Origin of the sequence: Cellulophaga omnivescoria (genome assembly GCF_027915275.1) — a bacterium.
Classification (GTDB): Bacteria; Bacteroidota; Bacteroidia; order Flavobacteriales; family Flavobacteriaceae; genus Cellulophaga; species Cellulophaga omnivescoria.
In genome coordinates this window covers 2800128-2821218 of the sequence record NZ_CP115819.1, presented here as the reverse complement: position 1 = coordinate 2821218, position 21091 = coordinate 2800128, and the positions used below count along the sequence as shown (strand labels likewise).

The window sequence follows — 21091 nt, the reverse complement described above, 5'->3', positions numbered from 1 at the left end:
AAGTCTAGTTAAAATTGACTATTACCCCGTTTTGTTTAGTTCTAGTCTAGTTAAAATACCACACACATAGGTTAATATAAACAACATTTGTAATCAATTAACTTAAACAAACTATTTATGAAAATTAAACTTAATTTAACAAGAAGACTAAAACCCAAATTACTCGTTTGGGCATTGTTCTTCAGTTTTACCTTTGGGTATGCACAAACTACTGAAATTAAAGGTACCGTTATTGCAGAGGGTTTTCCTATTGGAGGCGTAAATGTAATAATTAAGGGAACAATTAATGGCACATATACAGATTTTGATGGTAACTACACTATTAAAGTAGAAAAAGGAAACACACTTGTTTACAGCTATGTTGGTTATAAAACTAAAGAGGTAATAATAGCAGACCAAAAAAATATTAACATTACGCTAGAGCCAGATGCTGCTGCATTGCAAGAAGTTATAGTAATTGGTTATGGTACACAAAAGAAAAAGGAAGTAACCGGAGCAGTAGTTAGTGTTAGTAATGATGTAATTGATAAAACAGCTACATCTGATCTTGGTACTGCTTTACAAGGCCAAGTTGCTGGTGTAAACATACAAGCAAGTAGTGGTAGACCTGGTGAAGCTGCAAATGTACAAATTAGGGGGCTTGGTTCTGTTAGTCCTAATGCCCTTGGACCTTTATATGTTGTAGATGGTATTCCTTATGAAGATAACCCAAATATATCTCCAGAGCTCATTTCCTCTGTAGATATTTTAAAAGATGGTGCAGCAGCATCAATATACGGTACAAGAGCATCTAACGGTGTTATTTTAATTACTACAAAAAAAGGAAAGTCTGGTAGTATAAAAGTAGATTTTAACACTTACACTAGTATACAAGATATTACATCTGGTACACCACTAATGAATACGCAACAGCAGATATACGCAGAAGATGTAATGCTTAAAGCACTAGGGCGCGATCCTTTAATTTTCTTTTTTAATCCAGATGCATTAGATTATGACTCAGATTTTGTGGGTGATGTTCAAAATGATGGGGCTATAATAAGAAACTACAGTTTAGGCGTTTCTGGTGGTAGTGAAAACTTAACACTTAGCTTTAATACAAATTACTTTAATCAAGACGGTATTTTAGTTAATTCTGGTTTTGACAGGCTAGCAACTCGTTTTACAGGTGAATTTAGAAAAAACAAATTTAAAGCGTTTGCAACCATTGGTTATACAAATGAAAATAGAGAGCAAGAACCATGGGGTTTATATGAATATTCTATAGCTCAAAAACCTTGGCAGCCACCTTTAACTGGCTTAAACAGTATTGGTGGTAATGGGGTAGAAATACCTGTGCGTAACGCTATATTATACAGCTACCTTTCTCAACAACTAAATAACGAAGACGACCGTAAAACTACAAGTGTAAATATTGCTGCCAATTTGCAGTATGAGTTTTTTGATGGATTTACCTATAAAATAAACCTAGGTAGAAATACGTATGATTACAGTCGATCTTTTTTTCAACCACAATATTTAGTGTATGACAAAGATGGTTTAAACCCTACCGCATCTAGAGAAAATGCAAAATTAGAAGAAAACTATATTTCTACAGAAAGAAACGTTATTGAAAATATGTTTACCTATAAAAAATCTTTTGGAAAACATAACTTAAACTTTTTAGCTGTTTTATCTTATGAAGAGTTTAAATCTAAAACATTAGGTTTAGGTGTAAACTTTAGTGAAGAATCTGGTAATAGCTCTAAAACTTTAGGTGCTGGTAGTGACCCTATAGCTCCTACATCATACATAGACGAAAGAAAATTAGCTGGTAAATTAGGAAGAGTACAATATAATTTTGATGAAAAATACTTGTTTTCTGCTAGTTACAGAAGAGACGGGTCTTCTCGTTTTTCTGAAAAAAATAGGTATGGAGACTTTTTTGGTTTTTCTACTGGCTGGAACATTCATGAAGAAAACTTTTTTCAAAATGTATCTTTTGTAAACCAATTTAAACTTAGGCTTAGTTATGCAGAGTTAGGAAATCAAAACATACCATCTTACTCCTACATACCAGCCATAGAAAGTGGTGTTAATTACCCTTTTGGCAGTAATGAGTCTTTAAGTTTTGGGCTAACTCAAAGAAGATTTGTAGATCCTAATATTAAATGGGAAACTACTATATCTAAAAACATTGGTATAGACCTTACTTTATTAGATAATAAGCTTAATATTACTGCAGACGTCTATCAAAACGACAAAAAAGATATGCTTTTAGAAGAGCGTTTACCAGCATCTGCAGGTACTTACCACCCTAACACTAATTTGTACGATACAAAAGTTATTAACGCTGGTAATATGGTTAACAAAGGTATAGAGTTAGCTGCTAGTTTTAAAAACAGGTCTAAAAAAGGAGATTTTGGTTATACTATTAGTGCTACGTTTACCAAAAATGATAATGAAGTAACTAGCCTTAATGGTACAACAAGAGGCTATGGTAACGGAGCTCCTTCTACCGTTTTAGCAAATGATATAGATTTTACTACTTTTTTAGCAGAAGGTTATGAGGCCGGCGCCTTTTTCTTAGTACAGCATGATGGTGTTATTAAAACACAAGAACAGTTAGATGCTTACAAAGTTATAAACAAAAGTGCTCAGCTAGGAGATATGATGTACAAAGATATAGATGGCAATAATGTTATAGATGATAACGACCGTGTGTATGCTGGCTCTGGACAAGCAGATTTTGAAGCTGGTTTAAGTGTAAACTTAGATTATAAAAATTTTGATTTCTACGTTCAATCCTACTACTCACAAGGTGCCGAAATATATAATGGCGCCAGGTATTACGCATACACACAAGGCAGACATTTAGAGCAGTTTTATATGTGGAGTCCACAAAATCCTAATTCTGACATACCTACAAATAGGCAAAACGCTATACACAATAATGTAAGGTCTAGATCTGATTATTTTTTAGAAGATGGCTCTTACTTTAGAATAAGAAACATTAGTCTAGGATACACACTTAAAGACATACCAGAGCTTGGGTTAAACTCTGCTAGAGTTTATATCTCTGCTACTAACCCATTTACGTTTACAGAGTACACAGGATATGACCCTGAGGTTGGTGGTGACGGTATATTTACTAGAGGAATTGATAAAGGTAACTACCCAGTTGCAAGACAATTTTTACTTGGAGTGCAATTGCACTTTTAATAACTGATTAATTTACAATTATGAAAATATCAAAAATACATTTAACTATAGCAACACTAGTTTCTATATTTATATTTACTAGCTGTAATGAAGACAGGTTTTTTGACCAGGAAAACCCAAACGCTATTACGTCAGAAACTTTTTGGGAAACACAACAGCAATTTAATAGTGGTTTAACTGCTGCTTACGGTACACTTCAGTTTCAGAGTATTAGTGGCGGAGAACTACAATATGAAATGGCATTGGGAGACATTGCTGGCTCGGAGTCTTGGTACAGACCAACAGCGTTTAGAAATTTAACGTATACAGACGCCACTTACTACGTAACTGATAAGTGGAACGAATTATACATTGGTATATTTAGAACCAACCAAATAATAGAATTTTTAGCACAAGCAGACGATGCAAACTTTATAGGAAACGGTAAAGCAGAAATTGAAGCACAAGCACGATTTTTAAGAGCATTTTTCTATTTTCAAGTTGCTAATACATATGGTGGTGCAATTTTACATACTGGTATTCCTAAAACAGATGAAGAATTAAACAAACCTTTATCTTCTATTAGTGACGTGAACTCTACAGTAATAATTCCAGATTTAATATACGCACAAAATAATTTACCTACCACTTGGGGTCCAGATGATACTGGTAGAGCAACTTGGGGAGCTGCCACTGCCCTACTTGGTAAAGTATATTTATTTGCGGAAGATTGGCCAAATGCAGTTACACAATTTAAAAACGTAATAGATTCTGATTTGTACCAATTAACTCCTAACATTATGGATAATTATACAGATGAAAATGAATTTAATAGCGAGTCTATTTTTGAAGTTGCTTACTCTGCAGATCTAAACCCAGGTGTACCTGGTAGTAATGTAGATGACACCCCTAATACTACAGGTGCAGAAGCATCTACAATGGCTACAGCATTGGGTCAATTAAGCTTTGGAGCATACAATACTTTATTACCTACTTATTATTTACATGAACTTTTTACAAATGATGAAGTAGACCCTACAAACCCTGTAAATGATGGCAATACTTGGTCTAAAAGAATGAATTCTAGCATTGTTCCTATTAATGGAGAAGGTTTGTATTATGGGTTAGAAATAGGAGAAAAAGGTGGTTGGGCCTTTGGGCAAAGTGCGTACATAAAAAAGTTTACCAATTGGTATAGTTTAAAAGCTGAAGATAGCAGAAGTAGATCTGGTATTAATTTTAGACATATTAGACTTGCAGATGTATATTTAATGTATGCAGAGGCTGTAATTAAAAATAGTAACGATTTTAGTACCGCTATTACTTACATAGACCTTGTTAGAAGCAGAGCTGGTGTAAAAACACTACAACAATATATGGATGAAAACGGAGGTATGTTCCCGCAATTACATATTAGTAAACAAGTGCATGGCTCACAGCCAATGGTTGCCGCTTCTGCTAACACAGTAATGACACACATACAAAGAGTAGAAAGGCCATTGGAGCTGTGTTATGAAGGTCACCGTTGGAAAGATTTAGTTAGGTGGGGTATTGTTAAAGAAGTATTTACAGAGCTTAGAGCAGATGAAGTATGGAGAACAGAACACTTAGCAGAATTAGAAATAGAAGATAACGGTATTGCTCCTTTATTTATAAAAGAACGTGTAAGACCAGATTTCTTTTTAGCAACAGATAACTATGATTCTGCTACACATGACTACTTGCCTATTCCTGCGCAAGAATTACAAACAAACGATAATTTTAACGACTAAATAACACAACATGAAACATATATTAAGACCTAAATTAATAGGGTTGGCTTTTATGTCTTTAATCTTTGTTGCTTCTTGTAGTGAAGATGATACAGAAAATTTAACAGAACCTAGTCATAGAGTAATTTTCACCTCTGAGATGGATTTTGAAAATAAAGTAGAAATTAATGGCAGTATTACATTTGGTGATGCATCACCAGGTGTAGTATCTAGAGAATGGAATTTTCCTAAAGGCGTTGCTAATGTTTCTACATCTAAAGATCAAAACGTAAAAGCTGTTTTTAATAAAGCAGGTATACACAACGTTACTCTTAATCAAACATTTAAAAACAACGCTTACGTTGGTACAAGTTTAAAAGGTAAAGAGTTAGATACCACTATTGTAGTAACAGTTTTAAACCCCGTAAAGGCTTCTATAAAAGCTAATCATATAAATCCTGATGGTACTTTAGGTGCTGCCTTAGATATTAGTGAAAACGCAGAAAATGAGGTTGTTGCTAGTAGATCTGTGCAATTTTCTTATGTAGTAGATGGTGAACCAGAAAACTTTATGTGGAATATAGATGGTGGTGACCCAGAAACTTTTGATGGTACAGATGCAGAAGTCAATGTTAAATATAAAAGACAAGGTATATACAATTTAAGCTTTGCTGCTACAAGACAAAGACCTTTTGGTGGTGATACAATTTCTTTTAAAAACTTAATAAAAGTAATACCTTCTACAGACCCTGTAGACTTAGAAAAAGTTACAGATAAAAATGGTGCTATTGCTCTTGAATTTAGCAGAGAAATGGATGCATCATCTATAAATGCTACAGATTTTAGCGTAACAATAACTAACAATGAAGTAGCTATACCAACTACTATTGGTTCGGTTTCTATAGATAGCGATGAAGGTAATATTTTACTGATTTCATTGGAGGGCACTACTATCTATAATGATGATATTGTTACTGTTAACTACACCAAAGGAAGTTTAAAAACTTTAGATGGCGTAGAAGCTGAAACCTTTGCAGATAGTCAGCTAGTTTTTAACAAGGTAAATATTTTAAAAGAAGCATCTAATTATGATTATAGTTTTGAAAATTCTACAGTAGCTAACTGGCCATATATGAATTGGGGTGCTCCTTGGGATGCTTACAACTTAGAAATTTCTAGTGACCAAGCACTAGATGGCGCTAAAAGCGCTTATATAGAAATGGATGCTGCTGGCGGAATGATTATTGGTCACAAAACAACTTCTGGAGACGAAATAACCTTTCCTGTAGAAGCAGGTAAAACTTATGAAATTGGTCTATGGGTTTACGTAACTAGTTTAGGCAATAATAATGCTGCTGGTTTTGATCCTGATTTACGTTTCTTTTGGTTTCCAGACACAGACTGGGCCGTTGGTGGCAACCCTACATTTACTTCAGACTTTGCAGTTGGTAAATGGGTGTATAGTTCTACTTTTGTTGAGTTTAGTACTACAGGAGACAAAACTTTTCAAATAAGAGGTTATAACCAAGACAATGCAGAAATTATAAGTTTTTATATGGATAATTTAAGCGTTTCTGAAGCTTCTCTTAGACCATAAAAAATACTGTCAGTTTTTTTAAAAACTTGCTCTTGTTTATTACGTTAAACAAGAGCAAGTTTTGTATTTTTATAACTCATACTTTTTTAAAATGAAACTAAAATATGTGTGCCCATTTTGGGGCCAAGAGGGTATAATAGCTAAGGATTTTATACATAAAGTTACAAATGCTGGTTACAATGCTGTAGAAGTTAATATTCCTGTAGAAAATAATTTTGAAACCGAATTAAAATCTGTTTTAAACAACTCTAAACTAGACCTTATTGGTCAGCAATGGTTACAACCTTTAAAAGAATCTGTAACTGAATACAGTAAACGATTAGAAGAGCGTTTGTATAACTTAGCAGAGTTTAACCCAATTTTTATTAACTCGCATACAGGTAGGGATTTTTTTAAGTTTGAAGAAAATTGTCGTGTATTAGAAACTGTTTTTAAGTTTGAAGAAAAAACAGGTATTAATGTTTACCATGAAACGCACAGAGGTAGGTTTAATTACAGCGCACAAACAACTGAAAATTTTATAGATAAATTTCCTAATTTAAAGCTTACTGCAGATTTTTCTCATTGGACTGTAGTATCTGAAAGCTTGCTAGAAGACCAAATGCAATCTTTAAAAAAAGCAATAAATAACACCCAGTATTTGCACGCTAGAGTTGCAGATACACAAAGGTCTCAAGTAAATTATCCGTTTTCTAAAGAAAACCATATATTTTTAAAAACCTTTACCAACTGGTGGCAACAAGTTATTACCAATGCACAAACGCTTGGCAAAGATACTTTTTACATTTGTCCAGAGTTTGGCCCTTATCCATATATGCCTTATCAGCCTAACACTACAAAACATTTGGTAAATCAGTGGGATTTAAATGTAAAAATGATGCAATACTTAAAACAGCAAAACCTTGTGGTTAAATAACCTTTTTAACTTAGTTAACTACAGCAATATCTTTTGATAAAGGAATACCAGTATCTGCTAATTTTTCTTTGGCTATTTTTTTGCTTTCTTTTATAAATTTTGTTCCAAAAACATATGCCTTTGTATGGTTTATAGCATTTACAGCTAGCAACTCATCATTATTAAAATACCATACAGAAATTACATTTTCTTTATCTTGCTCTTCTCTAACAATATAATCTGTGTAGTTTTCTGCTAAGCCAACTATTTGGAGTTTTACATTGTATTGGTCAGACCAAAACCAAGGAATAGTATTATACATTAAAGGATTACCACAAATATTAGCTGCTATAATTTTAGACTGGTCAACCGCATTTTGTACAGACTCTAATCTTACATATGTTTTATAATGCAAATTATAATGATAAGCACAATCACCAACAGCATATATATTTAGATTGCTAGTTTCTCCTGTATTAGCTACAGATATACCATTTTTTAATTTTAAACCCGCTTGCTTGGCAAGTTTTGTATTTGGCACTACACCTACTCCTAAAATAAGAACTTCTGCTGTAAAGTATGATGCATCTGTACAGTGAACTTTAATTACCTTAACACCGTTTTCTAGAGTATTTTCAACTTTACATACCTCTTTATTTTCTAATATCTGAACTCCATTTTGAGTGTGTAAATCTCTAAAAAAATCTGATATTACTGCTGTAGCTACACGCTTTAAAATTCTAGACTCACGTTCTAAAACCACTACCTCTGCTCCTATCTTTTTTAAAGATGCAGCAGTTTCTAACCCAATATAACCGCCACCAATAATTACTACTTTTTTTGTTTTGCTTGCGTTGTAAGTATCTTTTATAGCAACAATATCTGCTGCTGTTCGCAAGCAAAAATAAGAGGCAGTTTCTTTTAAGCCCTCTATAGTAGGTATAATAGGTTTTGCTCCTGTTGCAAGTACTAATTTTGTATAATCTATTTTGGTTTCATTATCTAAAAACAAACACCTGTTTACAGCATCTAAACGGGTAACTTTTTTACCCAACAACAAGGTTATATTATCTTTTTTATAACTTTCTATAGGTTTTAATAAGTTTGTGCTAGACGTGTTTGCTGTTAAGTATGTTTTAGACAAAGGTGGCCTATGATACGGCAATTCTGGGTCTGCATCAATTAAAATAATTTTTCCTAACCATTTTTCTTTTCGCAAATTAAATGCTGTGTTTACCCCAGCGTGACTTGCACCTATAATTACACAAGTATCTTTAGAAGTACACATCCTATTTATTTAGCTACAGTAAAAACAACATTATTTATAGCATCTGTTACAGGAATTTGACAACAAAGTCTACTGTATTCATTTGCATCATCTGCCAGCTCTAACATATCTGTTTCAATTTCACTTGCTGTACCTACCTTGTCTAAGTCTTCTGGTGCCACAAATACGTGACAAGTAGCACAAGAGCATACGCCGCCGCAATCACCATCTATACCGGCCACATTATTATTTACTGCCAACTCCATAACAGAACCCTCTGTACCATCTACAGTTATTTTTTCATTACTACTTGTTATAAATGTAATTTTTGCCATCTTATCTTTTCTTAAATGTTGCTTTTAAAGAATTGTAACCAACTTTACGGGTAAACTCTCCTAAATTTTCTATATTTTCTTCTGCATCTAAAACAGTAATATCACTTACTTTTTCTGCTAGTAATTTTAATGTAATTCTCATAATTTGTCTGGCGTGCGTTGCTCCCAAACAATTGTGATGACTAAAGCCAAAGCCCACATGCGGATTAATTTTTCTGTCTAACACTACCTCATCAGCATTCTTAAAAACCTTTTCATCTCTATTGGCAGATGCCCAACATAAAGATATTCTACTATCTGCTTTAACAGCATGTTCACAAACTGTAGTGTCTTCTGTTACTACACGACCCATATGTGTTAGTGGAGAAAAATATCTTATAAACTCTTCTACAGCTGTATTAATAATCTCTGGCTTAGAGCGTATGTAATCTAAAGCCTTTTTATTTGCAGAAAAGTAGCTTATTATATTAGTTAAAGCGTTAATTACAGTATCTCTACCGCCTGCAAAAGTTAATATTAAAACACCTTTTACTTCTTCTTTAGTTAACTTTTTGCCATCTACTTCTGCAGCTAATAAAGTACTGTATAAATCATCTGATGGGTTTTCTATTGCTTTGTCTATTTCTTCATCAATATAATTGTAAAGAATAGCTGCTTTATCGCCATCTAAGGCTTCTCCCTCACTTCTGAATACGTGAGTTCCCCAAGAAATCCATTTTACAGATTTATCAAACGGAACATTTAATAAAAGAGTTAACGCTCTAGACTGTATTACTAGTGCTAAATCTAACACTACATCTACTTTATCTTTAGACAAGACATCATCTAAAACAGTACTAATTATAGTAGTTAATTCCTCTTTATAAGTATCTTGCAAAGGCCTTTTAAACCAAGCTTCTAATAAAGACCTGTATTCTTTATGCATTGGCGGGTCTACCTCAAAAGGTATTTGGCGCGTGGTACGTATATTTACCTCAGACGGCACAACAATACGGCCAGGAACTGCTTCAGATGAAAATGCTTTGTAATTATGAGCAGCCTTACGTACATCTTTATGATTTAATAACATTACTACCGGATCTCCTTGATCATCCATTTTTCCAATTCCAGACTTTTCCCTTTCTTCCTTAAAAGCATCTGCAAATTTACATTTAGCCATACGTAATATTTTAGTTATTAAGCTACACAAATATCTGTTTTTAGTTAGATGAATCCATTCTCTATTTCATCAAAAAAATAAACTATTTTATCATTATAAATTTTAATTAAATAAAATAACAATTAAATAAGCTATATTTATAAGTGTATTGATATGCATTATTTAACCAACATTTAGTCTAAAATGAAGCCTATTTTAGAAACAATTCCGTTAGGAATAGAAAAAAGTATAGTAGCTTTTAATTATACTAGTAGAGATTTTGAAACTCCGTGGCATTTTCACCCACAACTAGAGCTTACGTATATTGAAGAAAGTTACGGCACCAAATTTATTGGCGACTATGTTGGTGCTTATGAGCCAGGAGAGCTAGTTTTAATACAGTCTAATGTACCACATTGCTGGACAAATAATAAGAGTGACACGGTAAAATCTAGCTCATTTGTAGTACAATGGAACAAAGATATTTATACTAACATACCTGAGTTAAAACCATTACACAATTTATTTGTAGCTGCTTCTAAAGGAATAATTTTTAATAAAGAGCGAAGTAAAATACTTATTCCTGAACTTAAAAAAATGACGCATAAAGAGGGCAGCAAACTATACATAAGTCTACTAAGTTTGTTACTAAAACTTACTAAAACAGATTATAAAACACTATCTAACAGTAGTTTTACAAAAAATATATCTGATGATTATACAAGTAAAATATCTAAAATACACTCGTATATAGCCAAAAATTACAATCGTAAAATTTACTTAAAAGAGGTAAGCAAGCAGGTAAATATGTCAGAGCAATCATTCGCTAGGTTTTTTTTAAAAATTATGGGAAGAACTTTTTTTGTTTTTTTAAATGAATATCGAGTTAATATAGCTATTAGAATGTTACTACACACCAACAAATCTGTGTCAGAAATTGGTTATGCCTGTGGTTATGAATCGCTCCCCTTCTTTTTTAAAAAATTTAAACAACTACACAAATTATCTCCTGCTAGTTACAGAAAAAAACATAAAAAGTAAGATTATTAAAAAGGATTTGCATTAACAATAAATGCATTTGGATTAATTGCTTTAAAAAAATAAAGCCAATTTTGAGTACAAAAGTGGTTTTATAGCAAACTAAGCTATATATGCTTGACTTTTAATGCAAATTACCAATGACACAGGATAGAAACTCAGATACATTTACAAGCAAAGACTTACCGTCTTTATTAAAAGAAACGTACACCTCTTGGATGGCAGACGATCCCTTTAGGTTAAGTGCTATTGTAGCATATTACACCGTTTTAGCCTTACCAGCTTTGTTAGTTATAATTATTAACGTTGTAGGCGCTATTTGGGGAATAGACATTGTACAAGGAAATTTAACAAACGAAATTTCTTCTGCCTTGGGTAGCGATGCAGCCAAAGCTATTGAGAATATTATTGGAGAAACACAAAACTCTAATAAAAACTTAACCTCTACAATTATTGGTATTGGCACATTGCTTTTTGGTGCTACAGGTGTGTTTTACCAGTTAAAAATATCTTTAAATGAAATTTGGAAAATTAAACCTAACCCGAAAGCTAAAATTTGGAAAATAGTTACAGACCGTGCCATAAGCTTTGCTTTTATTTTGGTTATTGGCTTTTTATTGTTGGTTAGTTTTATTGTTACTACCGCCATTAGCGCACTAAATAATTACATCCGAGAGGTACTACCAGACGTTTTACTATATCTAGCTTATATTTTAGACTTTTTATTATCTGTTGGTATTATTTCTATACTTTTTGCACTAATGTTTAAGTATTTACCAGATGCTAAAATTAAGTGGAAAACAGTATGGATTGGTGCAATTTTAACAGCGTTACTTTTTGTTATTGGTAAACTTTTGTTAGGCATTTATTTTGGTCAGGCAGATCCTGGCTCTACCTATGGCGCTGCTGGTAGCATTATTCTAATTCTTCTTTGGGTTAGTTACTCTTCTCTAATTTTATTTTTTGGAGCAGAGTTTACATATGTATATGCAAAAAGATACGGTAAAGGAATAGAGCCAACAGCAATAAGTATAAAAAAGGAATAATGAATAAAACCCTATAAGAGTTAATTATTTAACCAATAAGAGTAATACAATACAGCCTAATAATACAACTTTGACACACTAATTACATACAAGTTTAAAACCATAAATTATGAAATATATTAGCCCACATATTATTAGACAAATTTTTGTTCTGTTACTAATAGTATTAATGGGCGGACTTATATTTAAAGAAATACTACCTTACTTAAGTGGTGTTTTAGGAGCCATAACTATGTATGTAATCTTAAAAAAACCAATGCAAAAACTTGCTAAAAAAGGTTGGCAAGTCAATATTGCGGCTATTTTTTTAATGATATTATCTTTCTTGTGCATAATGGTACCCATAACTGGATTAGGTTTTATGATGGGGTCCAAAATTAAATATGCCGTAGATAATTCACAAAAAGTAATTAATGCCGGAAAAACTCAACTAGAAAAGATAGAATCTTTTTTGCACATAGATTTAGGAACAGAGATAGATACCAGCTCCATAACAAACTGGTTGTCTGGCAAATTACAGAATTTTGCAGGTAGTACTTTTACTATGGTAATATCTATAACCATAATGTACTTTATTCTGTATTTTATGTTAACTAACAGAAAAAAATTAAGAGAGTCTTTATATGAGTATATACCCATTAAAGACAGCAATTTAAAAACTATAGGAAAAGAAATTACTGCTAACGTAAAAGCAAATGCTTTGGGCATACCACTAGTAGCAATAGGTCAAGGTTTAGTTGCGTTAATTGGTTTTTATATTTTTGGTATTAACGATCCGTTTTTTTGGGCAGCTATAGTTACTATTGGTTCTATGATTCCTTTTGTAGGAAGTGCATTAGGTACAATACCTGTATTTTTATTGGCCTTATCTAATGGCGATACTTTTCAGGCCTGGGGAATTTTAATCTACGGTTTAGTGGCAATAGGAGCTACAGACAATATATTTAGATTATATATTTTAAAAAGATTAGATGATGTACACCCTTTAATTACACTTGTTGGTGTATTGGTTGGTGTCCCTTTATTTGGTTTTATAGGTTTAATTTTTGGCCCATTATTGGTTAGTCTTTTTCTTGTTGTTGTCCGCATTTATAAAAATCAATATGGAGAATCTGGCAACAGTATTTAATTAAAAAAGCACTTAACACCACACTCCTTATTTTTACTAGTTTTTGCATTTTTAAAGCAAAAACACCTAAAAAACAATCCTTTTTAAACAAAAAACACTCAAAATAGCTTCATTTTATTGATAGCATCAAAAAAGAACGGATACCAGTTAACCCCAACTATAAGTAGATTGTAATTTTGATATAGAAATTAAAGTATAACATTCTGATGCGTCAGAATATAAAATTAATATCATATGAAAATAGGAATTATAGGAAGCGGAAATATTGGAGGAAATTTAGGAAAACATTGGGCAAAAGCAGGACATAATGTTATGTTTAGTTCTAGACACCCAGAAGAATTAGGTAGCTTGGTTAAAGAAGCTGGTCCTAACGCAAAAGCAATGAGTATTACAGATACTTTTGAAGCTAAAGCAGATGTTTATGTATTAGCAATGCCATACAAAGCTATAGACCAAATATCTGAGCTTTATGCTGGTGAATACGCCAATAGCGTAATACTAGATGCTACAAACCCATATCCAGAAAGAGATGGAGAAATGGCACAAGATGTTAGAGATGCAAATTACAACGCATCAGAGTACACTGCAATGAAATTTAGCTCTGCTAAAACGGCAAAGGCGTTTAACACCATTAAGGCTTCAGATTTAAAGAACCGTGCTTTTGAAGACACAGATAAATTATCTATACCATTTGCAGCACAAGATCAAGAAAGTAAATCTGTCGTAAAAGAATTAATAGAAGATATTGGTTTTGATGCAGTTTATGTTGGTAATTTAAGCGACACTAAAATTATGGATCCAGATCAAAAAATTTATGGTTTAAGCACCTCTAAATCAGATTTACTAGAAACTATAAATTCACAAAAATCATTTTAAGTAACAAATAGTACTACTTAAAATAATTTACAAACTAAAAAAAAATTATATGCAAATTATATTTGAATACCACGATGTTACAGCAAGTAGCAGACTAGAAAACATAGCAAAAGAAAAATTAGAACATTTACACAAGAAGTTCAACTTTGTACACAGGGCAGATGTATTTTTTAAAGTACAAAACAGGTCCGATGACCAAGAGCAAATTTGCGATATACGCTTAAGTATGCCTGGTCCTAGAATTTTTGCATCTACAAATGCAGATAATTTTGAATCTGCCATTGCTGAAACCGTAAGAGATTTGGATAATCAATTACAAAAAACAAAAGATAAAATGGGTGTTAGGTAGTATAAATTTAGAATAGCAATTGCTTTTTTAGGGAAGAATGAAGAAAGAAACATCACATAAAAAAATTACAATGAACACAGATAAAAAAAATAAAGTTAATACAGAAACAGAAACTTATAATTCTAATATTACTGAAGAGGACTTACAAGCTATTGGCAAAAGAGGCTTACGTTTAGATACGGGTGATGATGAATTATTGCAAAACAGAAAAGAAATTATAGATTTTCAAGGTAAAGACTTAGACATACCTGGCAGAAATGAAAGTAAAATTTATACCAAAAATAACTTAATAGATGAAGAAAACAGTCTGTTTGGTCAAGGTGGTGAGTCTAAAGAAAATTTAGAAGAGCCAGAGAGGGCTAATACAAATAAAGATAATTTATAGTAGCAGGAATTAGAAGAAGAATAAATTAAAAGAACACACAATGAGCACAGACAAAAACAAATTTAAAACAATAAATCCTGCTACCGAAGAAACCATAGCAGAATACACATATTTAAGTGGCGATGAGGCAACTAATAAAGTAGAGGATTGCCACAAAGCTTTTTTAAACTGGAAACTAAAATCTTTAGATGAGAGAGCAAATATCATAAAATCTATTGGTAAAACCCTAGAGAAACATAAAGAAAGTTATGCCCAATTAATGACTAAAGAAATGGGTAAGTTACTTAGCCAAAGTTACCAAGAAATAGATTTATGTATTGCTATTTGTAACTACACAGCTACAGAAGGAATAAAACAATTACAAGATGAAGAAAGACCCCTTTATGATGGTGGTAAAGGAACAATACACTACTCGCCAATTGGTGTAGTTTATGGTATACAACCCTGGAATTTTCCGTTATACCAACCTATACGTTATTCTATTGCTAGCTTAATGGCCGGTAATGGTGTGTTACTAAAACATGCTAAAAATGTAACTGGTTGTGCCTTAAAATTAAAAGAAATATATGAAGAAGCTGGCTTGCCTAAAAACTTGTTTCAGGTGTTAGTCATAAATCACGATGTTTCTGATGATATTATTGCAAACAAATATGTAAAAGGTATTACTTTAACAGGTAGTACACCAGCAGGTAAACACGTTGCCGTAAAATCTGCAGAAGTAATAAAGAAAACAGTTTTAGAACTTGGTAGTAATGATGCTTATATTGTACTAGATGATGCAGATATTAACAAAGCCGCTAAAATTTGTGCCGATGCAAGAATTTACAATAATGGGCAAACTTGTATTGCTGCCAAACGTTTTATTGTGGTAGATAGTGTTTATGATGAGTTTAAAAAACAATTTGTAAATATTTTAGAAAGAATGAGTTATGGAGATCCTACAAATGATGATTTTGATTTGGGGCCTATTGCACGTAAAGATCTACGAGAACAACTACATAAGAAAGTTGAAAAAAGCGTTGAAAAAGGAGCAGAAATTTTATGTGGAGGAAAAATACCAAATACAAAAGGCTACTACTACCCTTCTACCGTTTTAGGAAATGTAACATCTGGACAACCTGCTTACAATGAAGAGTTATTTGGGCCTGTTGCATCATTAATTAAAGCTAAAGACAATACAGACGCTATGCGTATAGCCAACGATAGCAAGTTTGGCTTAGGTGGCGGAATTTTTAGTGAAGATATTGATAAGGCAATGGACCTAGCTAAAAATTATTTTGACACAGGTATGATACATATAAACTCCTATGGATTGGCGTATCCAAATATGCCATTTGGTGGCGTTAAAAACTCTGGTTACGGAAGAGAACACGGAGGTTTTGGAGTAAAAGAATTTGTAAACGCAAAAGCAATTACACAAGCTTAAAAAATAAAAATATACATGTAAAATAAACGCTAAGACTTATTAAGACTTAGCGTTTTATTTTTACAACACTTATGCTAAAAAAACACTTTATTAATTGAGCAAAAAAGTTAATTAATAGCGTTAAACTTAGCTATTTAATACTTGTAAATTTGAGTATGATATTAAACGGACTATATCATTAAACAAATAAGTCCCGTAACATAATTTTTTTTAAATATGACAACATACACTGAACAAGTAGGAACAAAACTAAACAATTTACTAGAAAAAACATACGATGCTGAAAAAGGATATAAAAAAGCAGCCGAAAATACAGATCACGGTGCACTAAAAACATACTTTAACAAACGTAGTAAAGAACGTTATGATTTTGGACATGAATTAAAAACAGAGATTGCTAAATTTGGAGAAGAACCAGAAAAAGGAGGAAGTTTAACAGGTACAATGCACAGAGCTTGGATGGACACTAAAGCCTTTTTTGCTGCAGATGATGCAGAGTCTATGTTAGAAGAATCTATTAGAGGAGAAAAAGCTGCCGTAGAAGAATACGAGAATGTACTAAAAGATACCACACTACCATCTAGCACAGCAACAGTGCTGTTAAAGCAAATGAACAATATTAAGTCTGATTTAAACACTATTAAGTTTTTAGAAGACATAAGCTAGTATATACATTTACTAAATAAAAAAAGGATGCTTTTAGCATCCTTTTTTTATTTTAATAGGTTACCAAAGCACACTTAAAAAGTAAATACTAACTTATTAATAATTAATAAGCTAAGTTTTATCTTATTAAAAAATATAGTGCACAGCCTAAAAAAAGGAGTGCATATTAATAAAAAGCCTATATTTAGCAAATTAATTATTGTAGTAATAAAACGTTTATTTCTGTAAAAAAACAGAGTACAATTTTAGTGTCATTTTATGAAAATGAATCTTAAATTTGATTATAACTTAATTTGTAAAACTATTTTGCAAGAACAGTTAGGTGCGTTAAATTTAGAGTATAAAATAAATAGTTTAAGCGAGGTTGAGTTTAAAAGAAAACCAACAGAAAAACAGTTGCAGCAAGTAACAAAAGCCTTAAAACATTATGGCATAAGCATTATAGTAGACCAACAAAGTGCTTTAGTGCAACGCATAAAAGAACTAATTACAGAACTTATAAACGATACTGAAAAGTCTAGCAAATACAATGCATCAGACTATCTAGCAGAACAACTAAATTACTCTTACGCGCACTTGTCCTCTGTGTTTTCAGAAACTACGTATTCATCTATAGAAAACTTTATAATTCTTAAGAAAATAGACTTAGCTAAAGAACTTATTATTCATAAAAATTATACGCTTACAGAAATAGCTCATGAACTTAATTACAGTAGTGTAGCACATTTATCTGCCCAATTTAAAAAAACAACGGGCTTAACACCTTCTGCATTTCAGAGGATAATTAATAAAAGAAAGGAAAATGAATAGTAAAACCCTAAACTAATGGCGGTAGATATTATGAATATAGTTTTAGCCGATGATGACTCTGACGATCGCTTATTGTTTGAGGAGGCTATTGAAGAAATTGATGTAAAAACAAACCTATCTTTATTTAAAGATGGTAAGGAACTATTAGATTATTTACTGTTACCGGACACCATTTTGCCCGAGATTGTTTTTCTAGATTTAAATATGCCAATTAAAAACGGTATGCAATGTTTAAAGGAAATACGTAATACAGATGCTCTTAAAGAATTGTGTGTAGCAATTTATTCTACTTCCTCATCAGAACAAGATATAGAAGAGACTTTTGTACATGGCGCAAACATTTACATTAACAAGCCCAATAGTTTTTCGGCTTTAAAAAAGGTTATAGACAAAATAGTAAAAATAAATTGGCAGTACCATACCTCTGCACTTAACAGAGATAATTTTTTACTGCGTTTGTAATGCATTAAAATAGAGCACAAAATTTTTTACTCTCTTTTGTGCTCTATCCGTTTTATTTTTAACTCTATACATTAAGCAACTCTTAAAAGAGGTTGTATAAAAAATTGTTTTCTTACTTTAGCTTGTCTATCAAACCAAACACTAAAAATAATATAGCAAGTGGTTAAATCTTCTAAAATATTTATTGTACTTCTAATTTTATCTATTGCGTTATTAACCTTTTTAGGAAGTAACAGTTACAAACAAATTAGAGAACAAGAAAAAACTGCAGAATTGGTTGTTTTTACTCTTCGTGTAGAAACAGAAATAAACACCCTTTTTTCTAGATATGCAATGATGCAGTCTCAGGTTTTAAAAAATAAACTTCAAGACAAGGTAAACCATACCATATTATTAAACAGACAAAAAGATAGTGCTTTAACTACATTTAATAGGCTTAAAATTTTAACTAAAGACAAACCAAACCAGCAAAAAAAATTACAAGAATTAAGCACTATACAAAACTCTTTTTACAAGGCGCTAGATCAATTAAATGCATATAAAACAGATACTACCTTAGAAGAAAAAAACGATGCTATTTTGTTACATAATGCTTCTGTTTTAATGGATGAAATTGAAGCTATTAAAACTACTATGCTTGCCAATGCAGAACATTATTTAGCAGAACAACAAGAGCAATTTTCTACCTCTAGACTTATAACTCCTATAACTACTTTATTTTTAGGAATGTCTGCTTTGGTTATTTTTCTTGTGTCGTTTTGGCAAATTAATAAGCAACGTAAAAAAAACAACCGTACCACCGCTTTTTTGGAAAGCGTTTTAAAAAACACCGAAAACATAGTTAGTTATTACACACCTGTAAAAAATGAGGCTAATAAAATAATAGATTTTAAAATTGACTATATAAACCACAATATAGAAAATGTATTAGGTACAAAGGTTAATGAGATGAAGGGTAAATTACTATCTGCCATATTACCCATACAGTTTAAAAATGGCGTTTTTGAGATTTTGGTAGATTGTTATGAAACTGGCAAAAATCAAAAATTTAAAAGAAACCATATCTTTAATGGTAAAGATTACAGATTTAAAACAAATGTTGTAAAACTTAACAAAGGTGTTTTAGCAACTGCTAGTGACATTACAGAAGAACATATTATAAAGAAAAACTTAACAGTAACCAAAGACCAACTAGAAGCTCAAAATTTATTATTGCTAGACAATAGAGCTTTTTTAAGTAATGTTTTTAAAAGCACATCTAATATAGTTACACATTTTAAATCTATTAGAAATGATAAGGGTTACATAATAGATTTTGAAATTTTATTTATAAATGATGCTTTAAATGAAGGAATTAAAAACAACATTCCGTCTGAGCTAAAATACAAAAGAGCTACAGAAATTTATCCAAATATTTTTAAAAATGGAGTTTTTGAAAAAATGGTTAGCTGTATTGAAGAGTCTCGCCAAATAGAATATGAAACTAAAATTAACAGAAACGGTAAAGAGATTTGGTTACATGATACAGCTATAAAATTAAATGATGGTGTAACGGTTACTTCTAGAGACATAACCTTAGAAAAAACAAGAGCAGAAAAACTAAACGCATTATATACAGAGATTGAAATACAAAACTCTATTTTTAAAGATGCCGAAGAAGTTGCAGATATTGGTAGTTATGTTTGGTATTTAGATACTGGTGCTGCGGTAATATCTGATAACTTTTACCGTATTTTAGGATATGAGCCAAATGCTTTTGAAGTTACTTTTGATAATTACCGTAGGTTTGTTCACCCAGATGATTTAAAAAGGTATGACAAGTTTGGCAAAGAGATGGTAGAAAAAGGAAGCTCTAACATACACACATACCGTATAATTACCAAATCTGGTACAATTAAACATATTTATGTAAACGGCCAAAACATTATTAAAGATGGCAGAAACACTTCTGTTGGTGTTGTACAAGATATTACAGATAGTGTAAAAACCGAAGAAAAATTAAAGGCTAAAAATGAAGAGCTAAAGCGTTCTAATGCAGAACTAGAATCTTTTAATCGTGTAGCAAGCCATGACTTGCAAGAACCTATGCGTAAAATACAAATGTTTATTTCTAGATTGTCTGAGGGAGAATTAGAAAAACTATCAGACAGAGGAAAAATGTACTTTAGTAAAATTGATAGTTCTGCAAACAGAATGCAAACATTAATTAAATACCTATTAGCTTACTCTAGAATTAATAGAACTAAAAAAGATTTTGTAAAAGTTGAGCTTAATAATACATTAAATAAAGTATTAGATGATTTAGAAGAACTGGTTAATGAATCTGGTGTTGCTATTACTGTTGCTAACTTACCTGCAGTAAAAGCCATTCCTTTTCAAATGGAACAGTTATTTAATAATTTGGTAAATAACGCTATAAAATACAAATCTACTACAGAAAGCCCAACAATAGCAATAGACTGTAAAAAAATACCGCGCACAAAAATTAAAGAAACTTTTGATAAAAGAAGAAAAAATTATTACCAAATAACTGTAAAAGATAATGGTATTGGTTTTGATCAAGAAAATGCTAAAAAAATATTTGGTCTTTTTGAACGTCTACACCAAAAAGAACAGTACTCTGGTACTGGCATAGGTTTAGCCATTTGTAAAAAAATTGTGGTTAACCATAGAGGGCATATAACTGCTAAGAGTAAACAAGGTGAAGGCTCTACATTTTGTATCTATTTACCAGTTTAATA

18 protein-coding genes are annotated in these 21091 nt (G+C 31.8%); 15 read left to right on the top strand and 3 right to left on the bottom strand.

The features are described 5' to 3' along the window. Nucleotides 1-117: 117 nt before the first annotated feature. From PBN93_RS12485 to PBN93_RS12470, 4 genes are all read left to right on the top strand, one after another. The gene (locus PBN93_RS12485; protein WP_271080790.1) at nucleotides 118-3201 is read left to right on the top strand and encodes a SusC/RagA family TonB-linked outer membrane protein; all 3084 of its coding nucleotides are present in this window, start codon (nucleotides 118-120) and stop codon (nucleotides 3199-3201) included. 20 nt (nucleotides 3202-3221) lie between these two features. Next, complete coding sequence (locus PBN93_RS12480) at nucleotides 3222-4952, top strand: RagB/SusD family nutrient uptake outer membrane protein (RefSeq protein WP_271080789.1); 1731 nt, start codon at nucleotides 3222-3224, stop codon at nucleotides 4950-4952. A 10-nt stretch (nucleotides 4953-4962) separates the two neighbouring features. Next, nucleotides 4963-6528 (top strand): hypothetical protein, encoded by a 1566-nt coding sequence (locus tag PBN93_RS12475; protein ID WP_271080788.1) that lies wholly within the window; start codon nucleotides 4963-4965, stop codon nucleotides 6526-6528. A 91-nt stretch (nucleotides 6529-6619) separates the two neighbouring features. After that, entirely contained in the window at nucleotides 6620-7444 is an 825-nt protein-coding gene (locus tag PBN93_RS12470) for a sugar phosphate isomerase/epimerase (protein WP_271080787.1), read from the top strand. Between the two features lie 10 nt (nucleotides 7445-7454). Here PBN93_RS12470 and PBN93_RS12465 read toward each other — a convergent pair whose 3' ends face one another. From PBN93_RS12465 to PBN93_RS12455, 3 genes are read right to left on the bottom strand one after another with little or no spacing between them, the layout of a single operon-like run. Next, a complete protein-coding gene (locus PBN93_RS12465; RefSeq protein WP_271080786.1) occupies nucleotides 7455-8711 on the bottom strand; it encodes an NAD(P)/FAD-dependent oxidoreductase in 1257 nt (418 codons plus the stop codon). Between the two features lie 5 nt (nucleotides 8712-8716). Beyond that, a complete protein-coding gene (locus PBN93_RS12460; RefSeq protein ID WP_271080785.1) occupies nucleotides 8717-9025 on the bottom strand; it encodes a 2Fe-2S iron-sulfur cluster-binding protein in 309 nt (102 codons plus the stop codon). A 1-nt stretch (nucleotide 9026) separates the two neighbouring features. Then, on the bottom strand, nucleotides 9027-10184 hold the full coding sequence (locus tag PBN93_RS12455; RefSeq protein WP_271080784.1) for a cytochrome P450: 1158 nt from the start codon (nucleotides 10182-10184) through the stop codon (nucleotides 9027-9029). Nucleotides 10185-10367: 183 nt separating this feature from the next. Here PBN93_RS12455 and PBN93_RS12450 point away from each other — a divergent pair, with 183 nt between their 5' ends. The 11 genes from PBN93_RS12450 (at nucleotide 10368) to PBN93_RS12400 (ending at nucleotide 21089) form a co-directional block, all read left to right on the top strand. Next, nucleotides 10368-11204: an AraC family transcriptional regulator gene (locus PBN93_RS12450; protein WP_271080783.1), complete on the top strand. Its 837-nt coding sequence runs from the start codon at nucleotides 10368-10370 to the stop codon at nucleotides 11202-11204. A 137-nt stretch (nucleotides 11205-11341) separates the two neighbouring features. Next, nucleotides 11342-12247, top strand: coding sequence for a YihY/virulence factor BrkB family protein (locus PBN93_RS12445; RefSeq protein WP_077403122.1), 906 nt, complete (start codon nucleotides 11342-11344; stop codon nucleotides 12245-12247). 109 nt (nucleotides 12248-12356) lie between these two features. Beyond that, on the top strand, nucleotides 12357-13376 hold the full coding sequence (locus PBN93_RS12440; protein ID WP_271080782.1) for an AI-2E family transporter: 1020 nt from the start codon (nucleotides 12357-12359) through the stop codon (nucleotides 13374-13376). A 234-nt stretch (nucleotides 13377-13610) separates the two neighbouring features. Next, nucleotides 13611-14252, top strand: coding sequence for an NADPH-dependent F420 reductase (locus tag PBN93_RS12435; RefSeq protein ID WP_077403115.1), 642 nt, complete (start codon nucleotides 13611-13613; stop codon nucleotides 14250-14252). A 49-nt stretch (nucleotides 14253-14301) separates the two neighbouring features. Beyond that, the gene (gene hpf / locus PBN93_RS12430; protein ID WP_077403112.1) at nucleotides 14302-14601 is read left to right on the top strand and encodes a ribosome hibernation-promoting factor, HPF/YfiA family; all 300 of its coding nucleotides are present in this window, start codon (nucleotides 14302-14304) and stop codon (nucleotides 14599-14601) included. A gap of 70 nt (nucleotides 14602-14671) precedes the next feature. Next, nucleotides 14672-14986 (top strand): hypothetical protein, encoded by a 315-nt coding sequence (locus tag PBN93_RS12425; protein WP_077403222.1) that lies wholly within the window; start codon nucleotides 14672-14674, stop codon nucleotides 14984-14986. A gap of 40 nt (nucleotides 14987-15026) precedes the next feature. Further along, nucleotides 15027-16412 carry an NAD-dependent succinate-semialdehyde dehydrogenase gene (locus tag PBN93_RS12420; protein WP_271080781.1) on the top strand — a complete coding sequence of 462 codons (1386 nt, stop codon included), beginning with the start codon at nucleotides 15027-15029 and terminating at the stop codon, nucleotides 16410-16412. Nucleotides 16413-16628: 216 nt separating this feature from the next. After that, the gene (locus PBN93_RS12415) at nucleotides 16629-17078 is read left to right on the top strand and encodes a ferritin-like domain-containing protein (protein ID WP_077403106.1); all 450 of its coding nucleotides are present in this window, start codon (nucleotides 16629-16631) and stop codon (nucleotides 17076-17078) included. A gap of 258 nt (nucleotides 17079-17336) precedes the next feature. Continuing rightward, on the top strand, nucleotides 17337-17888 hold the full coding sequence (locus PBN93_RS12410) for a helix-turn-helix domain-containing protein (RefSeq protein ID WP_271080780.1): 552 nt from the start codon (nucleotides 17337-17339) through the stop codon (nucleotides 17886-17888). A 15-nt stretch (nucleotides 17889-17903) separates the two neighbouring features. Next, complete coding sequence (locus PBN93_RS12405; RefSeq protein ID WP_077403100.1) at nucleotides 17904-18350, top strand: response regulator; 447 nt, start codon at nucleotides 17904-17906, stop codon at nucleotides 18348-18350. Between the two features lie 159 nt (nucleotides 18351-18509). Further along, complete coding sequence (locus tag PBN93_RS12400; protein WP_271080779.1) at nucleotides 18510-21089, top strand: ATP-binding protein; 2580 nt, start codon at nucleotides 18510-18512, stop codon at nucleotides 21087-21089. The last annotated feature ends 2 nt before the right edge of the window (nucleotides 21090-21091 follow it).